This is a genomic window from Pseudomonas sp. K5002 (assembly GCF_013386655.1).
Classification (GTDB): Bacteria; Pseudomonadota; Gammaproteobacteria; order Pseudomonadales; family Pseudomonadaceae; genus Aquipseudomonas.
The window spans coordinates 1-17,981 of sequence record NZ_JACARK010000238.1 but is presented as its reverse complement, the minus strand read 5'-3'; the positions used below and the strand labels follow the sequence as shown (position 1 = coordinate 17,981).

Here is a 17,981-nt window from a genome sequence, read left to right as displayed (position 1 = left end):
GGCGCGGCGGGCCACGGCCTTGCAGTGCAGGTAATCCACGTGGCGGCCCAGCAGGCGTGCAGCGGTGGTCGCCGACTGGTCCTGCCATTGCCAGTTACCGATATCGAAGGTCATTTTCACCGGCACCGCCAACCGCTCGATTTCGTTGAAAAAGCGCTGCATCGGCTCGATGCGCCCGCCGTGCAGGGTCTGGTCGTTTTCCACCAGCAGCTTGACCGGATGCCGGTTGAGCAGGGCGCTCAAGCTGTCGAGGTCGTTGGTGTCGGTGAAATAGCCCAGGGAGACTTTCAGCCAGCGGGCGCCGAATGCCTGGGCGCGGTCGAGGGTGACGGCCAGTTCGGCATTGGGCTGTGAGCGACCGGCCACCCAGAGTTCCAGGGGCGATGAGAACACGCACTCCAGGCCTTGATCGGCTGCAGCTTGCGCCAGCTCATGGGGTTGTTCGGTGGTCAGCAGCTCTTCGCGCCATTCGATGCGTTGCGCGCCGGCGGCAGCCAGCACCTCGACGAAACTCAACTGGCCTTGCTGGCGGACCAGGTCGGCGCCGTAACTGGAAAGGCTGATGGAGACGGGGTATTTATGCATTGTTGTGGACCTCTGAAACCGGTTTCATTTTTATTCGCAAAATAAACGTGTGGGAGCTGGCTTGCCNNNNAGGCAAGCCAGCTCCCACAAGGGATTGGGTCGAGCCCCGGATAATCAGTTGTGGCAAGAAGTCCAGGGTGCGTGGGGGCTGGCTATCGCCGCGCAAACGCTTGAGTAAACAGTCAAACGCACTGGCGCCAATGGCCTCGGTGGGCTGGGCGAGGGCGGTGATGCCGTTGCCCACCAGCGGGTACCAGTCGAGGTCATCCAGGGCGATCAGGCCCACGTCATCAAACAGGTCGCAGCCTAGATTTTTCAACGCACGGGTACACGCCAGTGCCGCGATTCCGTTGGCGCAGAACAACGCCTTGGGGCCGGATTTGCCTAGAAACTTTTGCAGACGCTGTTCCAGTTCGCCATCCAACTCCAGTACGGCGCCGGTCAACGTCGGACGGTTGGTCATCTCCGCCTTGAAGCTGTCCAGGCGCTCAAGCCGCGAGCTGGTGCCGTCGGTGGCTTCAGTCACCAACAGCAGGTCGCGATAGCCTTGCTGTTCCAGATGCTCCACGGCCATGCGCACCGCCACCGGGTTGTCCAGCCCTACCAGGTCGCTGTGCAGCGGTTCGACCTTGCGGTCCACCAGCACCAGGGGCATTTCCCGTTGCAGTTCCAGCAATTGGTCCAGGTGATGGCCGAGGGTATTCACGATCAGCCCTTCGATATTGTAGGCACGCAGGGCCGCCAGGTGCTGGCGCTCCTGCTCGTCATCGCGGTCGGTGTTGCACACCACCAGGCTGTAGCCGTGCTGGCGGCAGGCGGTTTCCACGCCATGCATCACGGCAATCGAATAGGGGTTGCGGATATCGGCTACCAGCATGCCGATCAGGCGGGTGCGCCCGCGTTTCAGGCCGCGGGCCATCTGGTTGGGGCGATAGCCCAGCTCATCGATGGCCTGCTCGATGCGCAGGGCGATGGCATCGGAGAGCAGGGCACGGTCGTCGCCGATAAAGCGCGACACGCTGGCCTTGGACACACCGGCGCGCTCGGCGACGTCCAGCATGGTCACGCGGCTGCGTTGGGCGGCGGAGAAAGTAGTCACGGCGGTGGGCCTTTCTTATTGGATTTATCTGGGTTCCAAGGCGAAACCAATCGCTGAAACCGGTTTCAGGAAACACCAAGTAGGAAATTTCGTCAAGCGCTGCTCAGTAACCGCCCAGGCAGCAAGGCCGAGCAAAAGCGACGAATGGAGGGGTCTACCTGTTAATTCTGACAGTATCCGGACGAAGGAATCGGGCGCTTAATTCTCTCAACGCCACTTGATATACACACGCCGCCTGCCGGGCAGGCCACTGTCCACCGTGTTGAGGATTAAATCCATGTCTGACGTCTCTGAATCCACTTACCTGATCAAACCCTTGGGCGCGGACGACGGGGGCACTGTGTTGCTGGACCCGATGGACATACCCGGCGTCGACAGTGGTGACCCCCGGGGCCTGATCCCGCGCTCGCGCCTGCAGGGCCCGCTGCAGGTCAACATCCCGATGTGGAACCCGCGCCCCGAGGCGCTGGATGAGCCGCACACCGTGCGCCTCCACTGGGTGTGGGCGGGTGTCGATGAGGTGGTTGATTCGCGGCAGGTGTTTGGCCCGCCACCCCCTCTGCCTGCGGTGATCTCACTGGAGGTGCCCCTGTCACGATTGACTGATGAGGGCTCCGGCACCGCGCAACTCTACTACACGGTTCAGGACTCCTTTGGCGGCGTTGGTGTGTTGAATCCCAGGAGAACACTCACCATCGATCTGGACTCGCCTGAGTTACTGAACCCTCTGGATACTGTGGGTTTTGTAGTTGCCCCGACCCCGAACGTCGATGAGCAATACCTGCTCGATAACGTGCCGGTGGCGTTCAATATTCCGTTTTACACCGTGCGCTCGGACAAGGACCGGATTGAATTCTACCTGTCCAACCGGGATAACCCGCCGCTAAGCGCGGCGGACGCCGAGTACGTGATCGCGTTAGCCTCAGACCCGCTGGTTGCTTACGTGGACCCCGATATTTTTCGCAGGTTGAACAACGGTGACGCCTATATTTTCTACCGCATTTTTGACGAGGCAGGCAATTTCAGCAGCCAGAGTGCCGGACTGCTGTTTCAGCTGGCACTGACGCCGTTGCCGAGCAACTTGCCGCGTCCGCAAATTCGGCCACCGGCATACGACGACGGCCTGATCAAGCGCGATGATGCACGTCGTGGCGTGTTCATGCGCATTGACCCCGCCTACGACGATTGGGCGCCGGGGGACCAGGTAATCGCCTATTGGAATGCCCGTCCGACAGTCCCGCAGCCGGTACTGAGCTTTCCTTGTGATGTGGAAATTCCATGGCTGACCCTCAGGGGGCCTGCGCCTGTACTGGTTCCCGAAGCGGCGGTGGTGCGCTACGAAATCATTCGCGGAGCCCTGCCTCCATTTCGTTCCTTATCGGAACGGTTCAATGTCGACCTGACGATTGCCGGCCAGGACCATCCCAATGCGCCCGCATTGCTTAACCCGACCCTGGCCAGCGTCACGGTGATAGGGCGCGGCTCCAAGACTCCCAATCAGCTCAATCATCTGGATCGTGGGCTGGCTGCCCAGGCATATGTTCCTTTGTTTGCAGATCCGGTTGCGGGTCAATTGCTCAGTCTGTTCTGGAACGGTGTTGGCCCGGTGGCCAGCCATCCCGTGCAGTTGGGGGAGGTAGGAGGGCAGTTGGTGTGGTTTACCGATATTCCCTGGAATCTGATCGAGGGGACGGTCAATCCACGTCTGCCGGTCCATTACCTCACCAGTAATGGGGTCAACGAACAACAGTCGCCGCCAACTTTTGTGAATGTCGATGTGACGGCGCTGATTGATTTTACTCCTCCGCAAGTTCAGCACACCCTCACTAGCGAGTATGTGACCTGTTGTTCTTCGCCTTCGCCTTTATATGGCGTGCATTGGTTGATTCCGGGCAATATCGGCCTGCAACTTAACGACGAGGTGCGTTTTCACTGGCAAGGCTATGCGCGTAATAACTGGGTTGATCCTATTGCTGGCACTGAATACGAAGAAACCATCCAAGTGCTGCAACCCCATATTGATAACGGTATTAAAGTTGTGGTGGAACCGTTCGACCGGACCTTGGAGCCTATGCGCGAATACGGTTCAGCTGTCGCCAGTTTCGAAGTGTGGCGCAACCTGGGCAAGGTGGGTGACTCCCGGCCAGACGTCAAGGGGAGCGGACATATCCGTGTCGACCTGACCTTTCCAACGGGTGGGTTTTGTAAACCCGGGGATGTCATTAGTTGCACCAGTGATGGAAAGGCAACGTTGGTCAAAGATTAAAGGACTGGGTGTATTTGTTGTTGTGCAGGGAATAGTCGGCGTGTGATAGGCGTGCAAGCGCTTTGTCTCGCGACGCGAACGGCTACGTCAATGGTAGGGAAGTGTGGGTGAGATGTAATTCGTCTTAATATCTGGAGACACGTAATGAAAAAGGACACGCTCGACTTTATCCGTAACTATGCAAAGAATCGAAGTGCCAATACGACTGACGCCTTGCCTGATGGTATTCTTGAAGGTGAGGTGCCTGGCTACCCTGGATTGCTTTCACGGGAGTACAACCTGCGTGAGAATTTGAATTTCTCTATTCCACTATGGCCTGACGCCGATACCCATCCGTTTCTTGACGATCTTGTCAGTGTTTGGTGGAAAAATTTCGATGACACCGAGTGGGGCACGCCCATTTATAATTTCACCGTTGTTGCCCCAGGGCCTGAGACAGTGGTGAACATTGCTCAAGGTCGGCGGCCCGCGGGGCGGTACCAAATCAAGTACGGAATTGAAGTACGTGGCGTTGACAACTATTCCGAATCAGATCCGCAGACCGTTGTCGTTGACCTGACACCACCGTATGCCATTTCCCCCGATGCACCGCCGGCGCCGATTCCGCCTGCCGACCTGCCGACACCTGCCGACCGCGACTACTTTGAAAGCAAGCCCAATGAGTCTGCAGTGTTTACGATCCCGGATTATGTGGCGCATGGTCGGGCAGACGGCGATTGGGCGTATCTTTACTATAATGGCTCCGATACGCCCTATGCACCCAACCCGCCCGATCCTTCGCCACGCTGGAATCTGCCTGCGGACCTGAGCTTTCCATTGCCATTATCCGTGGTTGACGCCAATCCGGATGGCCTGCGCAATTTGCGGTATGAGTTGTTCGACGCGGCAGGGAATTGGGCGCGGCTTTCGACTGCCTACGAGATGGACGTGGGCCTGTTTCCAGCGCCCGAGAACCTGCTGGCCCCCCTGGTTGACCGAACCTCTCCCCCCGGCGATGTATTGATTGATCGGGCGGACGTTGCGCTGGACGGCGGCATGATCGTGCGTATTCCTGAATATACGAACTTTCTGCGCGGCGTCGATGGAGATGAATTCCTCGTCACATTGAGGACAAGCATCACCACCGTTAACTTGGAGGCCCAGCCACTGGGCAACAGCCGTTTCCCGGCGGAGGTTTACGTTCCGTACAGGGTGCTGGAAATCCTGTATGGGGCCACTCGAGGGCTATTGCCGTTGACGGTTTCCTATGTGGTGCGGCGGCGGTCTGTCAACAACCCGGCGACACCGACCACCACCGTCAACCTGGACCTGTTTGTTGTCGGCCCCACTCCCATTGGCCCGGACCCGATCAACGATGACCTGCTGCCCGTAGTCGTGAACGGGGTGGACGCAACCGGTACCGAGGGCCCCGACGACGAACTGGAGCGCGACCACGCCAACCGGCCTGCAATTGCTCGGGTAAGGTTATGGAGTACGGCACCCACACCGGATGCCAGCGACTTTACGATCCGCCTTTACTATTCGGGCGAACTCGTTGCTACCCAACCGGTGACTGGCGCCTCGGCTGGCCAGGTGATTCCGCTCTCAATCCCGTGGAGCTTCATTGAGCGTCATGGCAATGGCCGCAAGACGGTGTTCTACACCATTGCCCAAGGGGCCAGCACCAACCGCCAGTTTTCCCCTGACACGACGGTGACGGTGAATGCCAACTTCAAAGAGCTTGCCCCGCCGGTGGTACGACATCTGTCGGACGCAGGGGCGATCAACTGCACTACGTTCAGGCCTGAAAATCCTCCCGGAAACGTTGTGGTGTTTATCCCGTCTTCGGAGCACTTTGAACTGAGGATGGTGGTTACGCTGCACTGGCAGGGCTACAGCGACAATGCAGGAATGGTAGCGGTCCCGGCAGCAGTGGGTCGTGTGGACTCCATACCGCTCACGCAAGCCATGATCAATTCTGGGTTCGAGTTGCTCCTGGGGCCCTATGAGACCATCTACAAACCCATCCAGCCCAACTCGGGTGCAAGGCTGGCCGGCTCCGCGCGGATCTGGTACACCATCAACCTGCCTGAAGGACCATTACCTTCCGATGAAGCGCATCCTCTTGTTCGCGGGGTTCGGATAGGTGGAACGAATGGCTTTTTCTGCGACGGTACTGCCGTCCCGCTTCCTTGATACTTGTTTGAGCCCTAATGCCAAAGAGGAGCCTTGCTCCTCTTTGGCATTTTTGCCGTTGGGTCGACTACAAACTGCATTCACTTTCAGCACAGCACCTTGGGATTAGTCCTACAGATGTTGGGAACAGCTCTGGGTACCTTGGGCGCCGCTTGATTGGCAGGGTCCACACGCTTTTCGGAACCGGCCAGTTTTTTTTCCGTAAAGGAACGCCAACCCAGAGGTCCGTAAAGATGTCAGCTCCATTCAATTTCAAACCAACTCCCTTAAGCCTTGCCTTCAAGGCCAAGGCCGTCACACTGCTGATGCTCATGGCGCAGCTGTCCGAAGCGCGTGTCGTGACCGGCCCGGATGAAATGGTGGGGCCTGGCCCGCGCCCTGACACTTTTGAATTGCGTGCAGGTTCCCGCCTGACGGTTCTGGGAGTGCCCACCCTGCAAATCACTGCCAATTCCGCAACCCTGATTGTCAATGCCGGCAGCAGCACCCGGGACATTGCCGCAATCAACTCCGACATCCGCATCGATGGTTCGGACGTCGTTGCGCGGGATTCGGCAAGGGCCGGGGTTCATGTCACGGGCAGCAACGTGCTGATCACCAACAGCAACGTTACCCACAACAACGGAACCGGGCTGGCAGCGGCCCGTTCCCTGGGCGCCACCAATGGTTCCAGCGTCACGGTCGTCAACAGTCACATCACCGGCAGCACCCGCGGTGCCTCGGCCAGTGCCCACAGTGTGCTGGACCTGACCGATTCGCGTGTCGAGGCGACCGCAGATGATGGCGTGGGTATCGAACTGTTCAATGGCCAGGCCCGTGCGTTCAATACCAGCATCGTTGGTGGAGACATTGGCGTGAAGATGGGCGTGGATAACGACCCGACTTTGGCCAGCAGCCTGATCCTCGACCGCTCGAGCGTCGAGGGCAAGACCGGTTCGGCGATTCAGGTCGGCTCGTTCCGGCCCGGGGAATCCACCCTTGCTGATATTCATGTACTCAATGGCTCCACGCTGACCGGCGCAAACGGTGTGCTGCTGGAAGTCATGAATGGCGCCACCGCCAACATGAACGTCGACCGCAGCTTCCTGGTCGGTGACGTGGTGGTCGAAGACGGCAGCACCGCCAGGTTGCAGCTCAACAATGGCTCCTGGCTCACCGGCAAACTGCAGAACGTCGCCGAGTTGAGCGTCAATTCAGCGTCCCACTGGATGCTGGTGGATGACAGTTCAGTCGGCGACTTGATCATGGGCGGCGGCACCGTGCACTTTGGCGGCGCCGATGAGTTCTTCCAGTTGGACGTCAACAGCCTGTCGGGTGACGGCAGCTATGTGATGCACACCGACTTCAGCACCGGCCAGACCGACTTGCTCAGCGTCAACGGGGTTGCCACGGGCAACCACAGCCTGCTGTTGGCGGCGACCGGCTCCGAGTTGGCGAGTGCCTTGCCGATTCGTGTGGTGCACACCGAAGGTGGCGATGCGCACTTCTCGCTGGACGGCGACACCGTGGATGTGGGCGCCTATTCCTACGGGCTGAAGAAGGAAGACACCGACTGGTACCTCGACCCTAACCGTCGTGGCACCAGCAACAGCACCAAAACCGTGATGGCGTTGTTCAACACGGCCCCCACCGTGCTGTACGGCGAGATGTCCCTGCTGCGTACCCGCATGGGTGAACTGCGTTTCAGCGACGGCCAGAGCAACGGGTTCTGGATGCGTGGCTACGGCAACAAATACGAGGTAGCCGGGAACAAGGACGGTGGTGGCTACACGCAAAACCAGCGTGGCCTGAGCCTGGGTGCCGATGCGCCATTGTCGGGCGGAGATGGCCAGTGGATGGCCGGTGTCATGGCGGGTCACAGCACGTCCGACATCAGCGCCAACACTTCCGGCAGCGGCAAGGTCAACAGCTACTACCTGGGGGGTTATGCCACCTGGATCGACGACGAGAGCGGGCTGTACTTCGACGGCGTGGTCAAGCTCAACCGCTTGCACAACGAGGTCAACGTGACCATGAGCGACGGCAAGCGTGCCAAGGGCAACTACACGCAGAATGCCGTGAGCGCATCGGCGGAAGTCGGCCGGCATATCAAGCTCGACGATGGTTACTTTGTAGAACCGTACTCGCAACTGAGCACAGCGATTATCCAGGCGCAAAGTTACGAGCTGGACAATGGCCTGCAGGCCAAGGGTGATCGCAGCGCCTCCGTGGTGGGCAAGCTCGGCGTGACAGGTGGCAAGAATATCCAGCTGGAGAGCGGCGGGGTGCTGCAGCCCTACCTGCGTACAGCGTTGGCCCATGAGTTCAACCACAGCAACAAGGTCAAGGTGAACGACCAGCGCTTCAACAACGATGTGTTCGGTTCGCGTATTGAAGTGGCAGCGGGCGTGGCGATGTCGGTGTCGAAGAACGTCAAGCTGCACGCTGATATTGAACATGCCCAGGGCAAGAAGGTGGATCAGCCGTGGGGGGTTAATGTGGGAGTGCGTTACGATTTCTAGGAAACAGGGATAAAGAAAAAAGGAAGCCGAGGCTTCCTTTTTTTGTGGGTGGGGGGTTTGGGGTTAAATGGATCTGTCCCCATCATTTTTTGATGAATAATTGCTAGTAGCGAGTAAGGCACCATCCTCCGTAGATTGCATGGGAAGAGTTTACCGCCCATAACTGTATAGGGGCAGATATGTGCACGAACCAGTACCACGCATGCGGACTGAACTCGCAAAGCCCGTAATGTTTTGAGCGCGCTGGTGGATAATATATAGTGTTGAGCCGGTCCAAAGGACCAGTCCCCACAGTAGAAACTATCGGGTAGCCTCCTATCGATCGCATCCAGTTTATCTGAGCCTGAGAACTTTGTTCCGTCTCGTTGACTTGCAGTTGATAGATGTTGGAAACATTAACTGTATACTGCCTTTGAATATTGTTTCTATCAAAAGCAGTGATAACTGCCGATCCGTTGCGATTACCTGTCACCTTGCCCGACGAGGCATCTACTGAAGCAATCGCGGGATTGCTGGAGCTATAACGATAGTTTGGCACGCCACCACTGGCCACGCGAGTCGCCGTATTGTTCGGCCAGTCTTGCCCTCTTGGGGACCAGTTTGCAATGATCCTAACTCCATTCAGGTTTAATTGACTTTGATCAATCCTCAGCGAAGTAATTACCGTATAGGTCGCAGTGGGGAACGTAATGGCCGTGGATTCAACGCTGCTGCCATCAAACGTTACCTTGCACGTTACGGTGATGGTGCTGTTGTTAGGCAGGCCGTCCAGCCATGTGCGCAGTACCGCCTTGTTCACCAAGCCGGTCGATACTTCTCCCGCTGGCAGGCTGTAGTTTGTCAGCACATTCAACGGCGCGCTGCCCGCCCTGGTCAGTTGCACCCAGACCTTCTGGCCCGTTGCGGCCAAAGGCCAAGGGGCAACACTCAAGGTGGCATTGGTGCTGAAGTTATTGAGGTTCAACTCACCGCCTGTAGGGACGCCATTGATCAGCGGCCGAGGCAGCGCCGAGGACGGAACACGGTTGACGGTCAGCTTCTGTGTTTCTGACGGGACAGTAGTCGTCCCTATCGTCGCCATATAACGGAGCTCGATCAATTTGCCCGCGCTGTTGGCGAGGATGTCCCGGCTGATCTGAAAGTCGACGCGCTTATTGGTGTTACCGTTCTGCGCCGGGATGGTCGCCATGGTGCCGTTCGGGTAAATCCACTCGAGGGCGATGCGGTGGGCCGCGGTCATTTCGTTATAGGCCACCGCCACATAGGCGTTGTTCTGCCAGTCCTGTGGGTCGATGGTCAAGGTGGCGCCTTGCAGATTGGCAAAGGCCGGGCGCGGCAATGTGGCGGGGATCGACTGGATGATATGCTCGCGTACACCAAACAATACTGCGGTGTTTTTATCAGTGCTTTCGGCCAGGCTGACCCAGAAGCGAATGGTCAGGTGCGACTCGTTCCTGAGGCCTTGCAGCTCCGCCAACGGTATGGGTTGCGAGACACCCAGGGTGGCGCTTTCTCCAACGGGGGCGGCGATAAAAGTGTCCAGGTTGAACGCACTGCCGTCGGTGTTGGTACCCGTGTATTGCAGCCACATGAACTGCTCTTCAAAGGCCAAAGGCCAGGCCGCCACACGGATGCGGGCTTGAGCAACAAGCTCGTTCGTCGGCAGGATCACGCTGTTGCCGACCCCGTCGATGGTTGGTGTGGGTAACCCACTCAACGGCAGCAGGTCCAGGTTCAGAGTATCCGACTCATGGAGAAACCCGCTGCGGGTAAAACTGTATTGCACACTGATGCGGTTACGCTCGTTGCGAATGCCCTTGGCAATGGTACGGGCCTCTATCGGCACACCCACTTCATTGGTGTCGGGGTTGCCCCAACCCGTTTCGACGGTGCTGCCCAGCAGATCGGCCGTCACCCATTTCACTGAAAACGATTCGCTCTCGCGCATGCGCCGGTATTTCACCAGCACCGTTGCACCCGATTGAGCCGCCAGCGGGTCAAGCCGGTCAGGGTACTGCTCGGCTTCCACGACTTCAGGCGCATCCAGTTCCACGCCACGGCCCACGGTCAGGAGGGTTGTAAACGAGCGCAAGGTGAGTTTCGGCAGCGGGGTTTCGCGTTCCAGGCTGTAGGTGATGCGCAGTTGGCCATCGAAGTTGTTATCCAGCACCGCACGGCTGACCTGCAGTACCAGTGGCTGGCCCTGTGTCGCACCGTTGATCGTCACCGAACCGCTGGCGGAACCGCCTGTGCCCGTGCCCACAATGTTCCATTGGATATGGTCGCGGCTCCTGGTTGCCGTATAGGGTAGCGTCAGCAGCACGCTGTCGCCCACTACGTCAACCGGGTCAACGTTGTCGTCAATCGCACCCTGCAGGGTGGGGGCAGGCATGGTTTCGAGGCGTTCGTCGATGCGTACTGTCAGCACCCGGGATTTGCGTTCGATCAGCGCACCGTAGGCATGCAACTGGCTGTCTGCGCCGTCATCGACCAGGTAGTACACCGCGACGTCACCTAATCCCTTGAAGCGTTGCAGCACCTCGCTGGTTACCCGGCGCGTGCCCCCTTGGTCCCCGGCCAGTTGCGGGTCGGAATAGCGCATTCCACCGCCCCCTGGAACAATCTGCTCGATGACCAGGGTTTCCATCGAATCGTAGGCGTGTGGCTGGTAGGACGGGATGCTGATAAACGCATCATCGTCGGGGTTGATCAGGCCCAGCTCGCTCGGGGTCACGGTCACTGCCGGCATCGAGGTCGGTGTACCCACCACCGTCACGGTGACACTGCCAGACTGCCCGAGGTGGCCACCGGTGGCGGTGTGCCAGACGAATGAAGCCCTGAACGAGCCGCCGATGACGCGCTCGATCAAATCGCGGTCCACTGGGAAGATCTCTTCCCGACCGTTCCTGACTTCGACAGGATCAAGCACCAGTTCTTCGATCGTGCCGTCCGCCAGTGTGGCCGTCAGGGTAATCGTGACCTGGTTTGGGGGCAGCGGGGCCGGTGTCACCCGTGGGGTCTGCAACAGGATTTCGAACAGTGAATTACTTTGCGTGTCGTAATCGATTTGCCGGCTTTCCGCGTCATCCACCAGGAAAAACGGCGCGCTCATCAAGCTGGGGTCCAGTTCGGCGACCAGTCCATACGGCTTGGAGTACTGGTATTTTTCCCCTGAGTAATTCTGAACCACATCGAACACCCTGAAGCGCAGGGTGAGTGCGCCGTTGAGGCCGCCCTTGAGAATATTTTCCTTGCTGATAAATACCCTGATCGGCTGGATACCGGCGGCCTCGGCGGCCGTGACCAGGTGCCTGATCTCAACTCCGTCCCAATAGAACTCAATGGTGTCGTTCTTGCGCACGTTCGGATAGGGCGCAATCACGGCGTATAACCCGCGACTGATCGTGTCCATGTTGATCGTGCTGCTTTCGGGCAAGCCGTCGACACTCAGGCTGAGTTTACTGTGCCATTTGTCGTCACCATTGTTCTCAATCCCGCCGGGACGGGTGGTCTTGATCAATATGCTTTGCGGCGGCGAGGTGCTTTCCTGGCCGCTGCCTGCGCGCACTACCCGCGCGCGCACTTGAACTTCACCTTCAGGCATGCGTTCGGCGATGACGTACATGCCATAACGATCCTGGTCCATCTCGACGACACCAGACGCCTGAAGATCGTTATTGAGGTACAACTCAAAGGCGTCGAAGATGGCCCAGGTGTGCCATTTTTCCAGGACGAAATACGCATAGGGCTGAACATGCCGAATGCCCAGGCCATAGGCGTAAGGTTCATCGGGATACTGGTCAAGCGAGACCGGCGGGAACGCCGAATAGGGCGGGGCCAGGTCTTCAGCCGTGATCACCGGCAGGGGCGCGGGCTCAAGGAGGGTCAGGGGGCTGTCGGAAACAGGTACACCTGGGTCTTCAATGACCGAGGCATTGTCATCGGGGTCGATCGGTTGGTTGGGCATGCTGACCACTCCTTGCTGGAAGTCACGCACAGCGCTGGCTGTGCATATAGGCAAGGGAAATCAAACACCCGCAGCCCCGATAGCGGATAGCTGTGAAAACTGACAGTGCCGACGAATGGTTGTGTCTACACCCAGATGCTCAGCCAGCTTGAGACCAGCAACAACACCGCCATGCAGCGGTTGAACCGTTGCATGGCCTTGGGCGAGCGAAACACCCGGCTGCTTCCAACCCCCAGCAATGCCCACGCGCCGAGGCACGGCAAGGCGATCACAAAGAACGCCAGCGACAGGTACAGCACATGGCTCTGGCGTTCATCGCCATTGCCGGCAAACACGCTCACCACCGCCAGGGCCATCATCCAGGTCTTGGGGTTGACCAGTTGCAGGCTGGCGGCGCCGGCCAGGCCCAGGGGTGTTTGCACGGCAGCCGGGTCGATTGACTCGGCGGGGGCGCTGAAAATCTGCCAGGAAAGGTAGCTGAGCCAGGCGACCCCCAGCCATTGCATCGCTGCCTGCACCCGGGGCCAGTGCGCCAGCGACTGGCCAACGCCGCAGCCTACCAGCAGCACAATCCCCGCCGCCCCCGCGCATGCGCCCAGCACGATAGGCAGTGCGGCTTTGAAGCCATACCGTGCGCTGTTACTCAGCACCAGGATATTGGTGGGGCCAGGGGTGATGGAGGCTACAAAAGCGAATAAAAGGAAGGGCAACAGGGTAGGGAACATGGTGGGGCGACTCCGTAGGTGGGGCGATGGAGTCGATGGTTGCAGGTGCGTGGTGGCGTGTCTGGAAGGTTTGAGCAGGGCAAGCGCATCGGTATATGAGGCAGGGGTAGTGGGGGATAAAAAGACGGGACAAATCCATGACTAAGATGGATTTGTCCCGGTGTTGGCTGTGACTTATAAAGCGATGACTGTCACTTTGTCGTCGATAAAGTCGGCTGTATAAAGTCTTGAACCGTCGGGTAATACGCAAACATCGTAGGCGCGGCGCGGGATATCAATGCTGCCTATTATCTCCTCCGTGCGCGTATCAACGGTTAAAAGTGTTCCTGGATTACTAGTGGTTACCACATACGCGCGTGCAATTTGTTGATTGACGGATATGTCAGTGCTCCGACTGCCGCTAGGGAGCAAAATGGTTTTGTGAAGTGTGTGGCTGTCGGTATTGAAGATGAGTATTTCACGTGACGTCGTGCAATACATGAGCGATGTATTATGAGGGTCGGCCGCGAGTGAGTAAGCAAATCCTGATAGCTCGATTGTTGTAATTATCTTGTAAGTGGTGGTGTCAATTACAAATAGTGCGTTTACACCGTTCCTGATCACCCCGTGGGTATAAAAACTGCTCCCGTCGGCGCTAAATGCCATTGCCTGGGCTGTGGCCCCTAAGCCGTTTGCGGGCACAGGTATCGAAGCCAAGTGGCGCCCACTATTGGCATCGTAGATGTCAATGGTGGTTGTACTTTTAGTATAAAGTTGCGTACCACTCGGGTTGAGTACCAGCTCAAATGCTGGAGTGGGGACAGAAAATCTCCTGATGATATTGAAGTTTGCGGTGTTTATTGCTCTGACTTCAAGTCCAACTCCGATTATGTATAGAATTGAGCCGTCTGGCGAAATTGCGCAGTTGCTTGAAGTTACTTCTAGGATTGTGCGAATTACGCTATTGCTGGCGGTATCGATAACCGATATCCCGTATTGCGAGGTTGTATATACTCGTCTACTTTCCGGGCTTGCAATTACCGAGTAAGGAAGGCGTGCCACGTCAATAGCGCCAATAATTCCCACCCGTCTTACAACGCTATACGTCGTCTGCTGAAACACCACCGCGCTTGACTCATCGTCACTGCCATCAAACGTCACCTTGCACGTCAGGGTAAATATCCCGCCGTTTGCCAGGTAGAGGAACCAACTGCGCTCGACGGCTTTGCTCGCCAAGCCGTTCCTGGCTTCCGCCGAGGTAATGCTATAGCCGTCAAGGATGTACAATGGTTCTACCCTGTCAGCAGTGCATGTCAACCAGACTTTTTGCCCTTGTTTACTCAAATCCCATTTAGCCACAGAGGCCAGCGGGTTGCCGACAATGGCATCCATATTCAACGAACCGCCATTGGCGATGCTATTGATCAACGGTCGCGGCAAGTTATTTGGTGCGATGCTTTCAACCCTCAGCACTTGAACCTCTGAAGGCACCGGGCTGCCATTGATGGTGGCGACATAGCGCAACTCAATGGTTTTGCCGACGCTGTCTGCCAGCACTTCATTGGTAATGACGAAATCCACACGACCGCCGTCCAGGCCGTCCTTGGCGCCAATATCCGCAACACCGCCATCCGGGAAAATCCATTGCAACTGGATGGAATGGCTTGGATTCATGCCGCCATACGCCACCGTGACACTGGCGTTGTCTACGTGGTCCAGCGGCTGAATGGTCAGCGTTGCCCCGGGCTGGTCGTTGAACCGTGGGTGCGGCAGCACGGCGGGCAGGGTTTGCACACGGTGTTCACGCACGCCAAACAGCACGGCGGTGTTCTTGTCGGGGCTTTCTGCCAGGCTGACCCAGAAGCGGATGGTCAGGTGCGAGCCATCCATCAAGCGCTGCAGTTTGTCCACTGGCGCGGGTGGCGAGATACCGTTGGCGGCACCGTTTTCGGTGACCAGGTTGGCGGTGTAGGTGTCCTCGCGGTACGGGCTGCCGTCGGCAAACGTGCCCTCCCAACTCATCCACATAAACTGCCCGGCATCGATAAACGGCCAGACGGATACACGGGCGCGGGCCTGGTCATTGAGTTTCGACAGGTCGAGCAGGGTGCTGTCGCCAATGCCGTCGATCGTCGGTGTGGGCAGCCCGGTGAGGGGAAGCAGGTGCAGGTCGACAGTGTCCGAAGGGTACGGAAAGGCGCCACGGTTGAAGTGGTATTGCACGCTGATCTGGTTGCCACCGGGGCGAATACCCCTGGCGATGGTGCGCGCCGGGATGGTCACGAATACTTCGTTGGTGGACGGGTTGCCCAGGGTGTACTCGGTGGCACTGCCCAGCCCGTCGCGGCTCAACCAGTCGACCTTGATCTGGTCGGTGGCCTGCATCGGCCGGTATCTCACGATGACCTTGGCGCCGCTCAATGCGGCCAGGGGGTTGAGTGCGTCGGGGAACAGGGTGGCGCCGTCGATAACCGGACGGTCCAGTTGCACGCCGCGGCCCACGGTCAGGTCGAGCACCTCGGAGCGCAATACCAGGCGTGGCGGGCCGCTGCGTTCGAGGCTATAGGTAATGCGCAGGCTGCCATTATTGTTGTTGTCGAGGATCGCCCGGCTCACCGGGAAAACCAGGGGCTTGCCTGCCGTGCCGCCGTTGATGCGCACAACGCCACTGGCCGAGCCGTCAAGGCCGGAGCCGATGGCGTTCCAGTGGATCAGGTCACCTTCTTCGGTCTGCCCGTGCGGTGCGGGCAAGGTCAGGGGCAGGGTCAGCAGCAAGGTGGGCGTGGTCACATGGCTGGGGTCGATGTTGTTGCCCAGGGCACCTTCCAGGTGTGCAGTCGGCATGTTGCCGATGCGCTCACCCACGTGGGCGAACAGCTCGCGAGACTTGCGAATGGTCAATGCGTTGCCGTCCAGGACGTGTCCGGCGCCATCGTTGACCAGGTAATAAAATGCGATGTCGCCCACGCCTTCAAACTGTTTCAGGTTTTCTTTGCTGACGTAGCGCGTGCCGCCCTGGGCGCCCGCCAGTTGTTCTTCCTTGTAGATTTCGCCACCGCCGCCCGGGCGGATATGCTCAATCACCAGGGTTTCCAGCCAGTCCGGGTCGTGGGGTTCGTAGAAGGGGATCTGCACGGTGATGTCCTGATCGGGCTCGATCAGCCCCACCTCGATCGGTGCGACCGTCACTGCCGGCATCGCCACCGGCGTGCCCACCACGCTGACGGAGGTACTGCCGGATTGCTCCACGCGGCCGTCGTTTTTCAGCCACTGGAACGAGACCCGGAAGGACCCGCCCACCAGTTGTTCGATAATCTCGCGGTCGACGGTGACAAATTCAACGCCGAGGTTTTTGTCCACCACCGGGGCCAAGGGGAACACCTGGGTCGAACCGTCGGCCAGGGTACCGAACAAGGTCACCGCCAATTGGTGCCGCGGCAGGGGCGCCGGGGTTTGCCGAGGCACCGTCACCAGCACTTCGAAGGTTGCCTCGCTCTGGGTATCGAAGTCGATCTGGGTCGCCTCTTCGTAATCCACCAGGAAGATCGGTGCAAAAAGCAGGTTCGGATCCAGCTCGCTGTCCAGGAAGTAGGGTTTGGAGTACTGGTATTTATCCCCGGAGAAGTTTTGCACCACGTCCGAGACCCGAAACCGCAGGGTCAGCTTGCCGAAATGCCCCCCCTGCAAAATGATGTCCCTGGAGACAAAGACGCGAATCGGCCCTGAACCCGCGACTTCGGCCGGGCTGACGATATGCGTGACTAAAACCCCATCCCACGACAGCTCGATCTGGTCATTCTGGCGCAGGTTTTCATAGCGCTGGATCAGGCACCAGACCCCGCTGTTGGCATTATCTATATTAACGGTGGAGCCCTCAGGCAGGCCTTCCACCGTCATCACCAGGCCCGGGTGCCATTTGCTGCCGGGGTCGTTATCGCGGCCACCGGGGCGGGTGGTCTTGATCAGGATGGTTTGCAGCGGCGACGTACTCTCCTGGCCGCTGCCGGCCCGCACTACGCGGCCGTATATCTGGACGTCGCCTTCGGGGATGAATTCTTCGGGGACGAACAAGTCGTAACGGTCCCGGTCTTCAAGCGCAATATCGGCGGCGACTGCATTGACCAGGTCGTTGAGGTAGAGGGCGTAGAAGTCGTAATTGAAGTTGAACCAGCGTTCGAAGGTCCACTGGGCAAAGGGGCGCACGTGGCGGATGCCCAGGCCGTAGACCCCTCTTTCAGGATACAGCGTGGCATCCAGCGGGACCGACGGATAGGCTGACTTGGGTGGGTCGAGGTCTTCGACGCGGCGCGACGCCAGGCCTGACGATGGGTTATGCAGCACGAGGGCGTTGCCGGGCGGGTTGTTGTCGCCCAGCGGCGCATTATCCGGGGCTATGGGAAAATTGGGCATGGACAGGCTTCCTTGAATGAGGCGCGGCCCTGAGTGGCCGACGGCTGACAAGGAGATCAAACACCTATCGGGGGGCGTGGCGAACCTGTGAGAATTGACAGTGCCGACGAGTGGTGGTGGCGCAGCTAGCGCTGCAAAACGCTTGAACACCGCTTGCGATACGCCGCCGGCGTCAGGCCATACGCCCTCACGAACCAGCGTCCCAGGTGACTCTGGTCGGCAAAGCCCAGGGCAATCGCCACGTCGGCGGGTTGCTTGCCGTTGGCCAGCCAAT

At 58.7% G+C, this 17,981-nt stretch carries 9 protein-coding genes; 3 read left to right on the top strand and 6 right to left on the bottom strand.

From position 1 onward, the window contains the following. Window positions 1–585: sugar phosphate isomerase/epimerase (locus HX846_RS12705; protein WP_178965495.1), on the bottom strand; the 585-nt coding region annotated here is incomplete at its 3' end. Further along, a complete protein-coding gene (locus HX846_RS12700) occupies window positions 578–1,684 on the bottom strand; it encodes a LacI family DNA-binding transcriptional regulator (protein WP_372241983.1) in 1,107 nt (368 codons plus the stop codon). The genes HX846_RS12700 and HX846_RS12705, both read right to left, overlap by 8 nt. A 277-nt stretch (window positions 1,685–1,961) precedes the next feature. Here HX846_RS12700 and HX846_RS12695 point away from each other — a divergent pair, with 277 nt between their 5' ends. From HX846_RS12695 to HX846_RS12685, 3 genes are all read left to right on the top strand, one after another. Continuing rightward, window positions 1,962–3,950 (top strand): hypothetical protein, encoded by a 1,989-nt coding sequence (locus tag HX846_RS12695; protein ID WP_178965494.1) that lies wholly within the window; start codon window positions 1,962–1,964, stop codon window positions 3,948–3,950. A gap of 144 nt (window positions 3,951–4,094) precedes the next feature. Further along, entirely contained in the window at window positions 4,095–6,125 is a 2,031-nt protein-coding gene (locus HX846_RS12690; RefSeq protein WP_178965493.1) for a hypothetical protein, read from the top strand. A 233-nt stretch (window positions 6,126–6,358) separates the two neighbouring features. Next, entirely contained in the window at window positions 6,359–8,626 is a 2,268-nt protein-coding gene (locus HX846_RS12685) for an autotransporter outer membrane beta-barrel domain-containing protein (protein ID WP_178965492.1), read from the top strand. 103 nt (window positions 8,627–8,729) lie between these two features. On the opposite strand, the gene HX846_RS12680 is transcribed toward HX846_RS12685, so the two are convergent. From HX846_RS12680 to HX846_RS12665, 4 genes are all read right to left on the bottom strand, one after another. After that, window positions 8,730–12,593 (bottom strand): Ig-like domain-containing protein, encoded by a 3,864-nt coding sequence (locus tag HX846_RS12680; protein ID WP_178965491.1) that lies wholly within the window; start codon window positions 12,591–12,593, stop codon window positions 8,730–8,732. Between the two features lie 125 nt (window positions 12,594–12,718). Continuing rightward, entirely contained in the window at window positions 12,719–13,318 is a 600-nt protein-coding gene (locus HX846_RS12675; protein ID WP_178965490.1) for a LysE family translocator, read from the bottom strand. Window positions 13,319–13,492: 174 nt separating this feature from the next. Next, entirely contained in the window at window positions 13,493–17,758 is a 4,266-nt protein-coding gene (locus tag HX846_RS12670; RefSeq protein WP_256739810.1) for a YncE family protein, read from the bottom strand. Window positions 17,759–17,832: 74 nt separating this feature from the next. Continuing rightward, a partial coding sequence (locus HX846_RS12665; RefSeq protein ID WP_178965489.1) for a helix-turn-helix domain-containing protein occupies window positions 17,833–17,981 on the bottom strand: 149 nt, incomplete at its 5' end.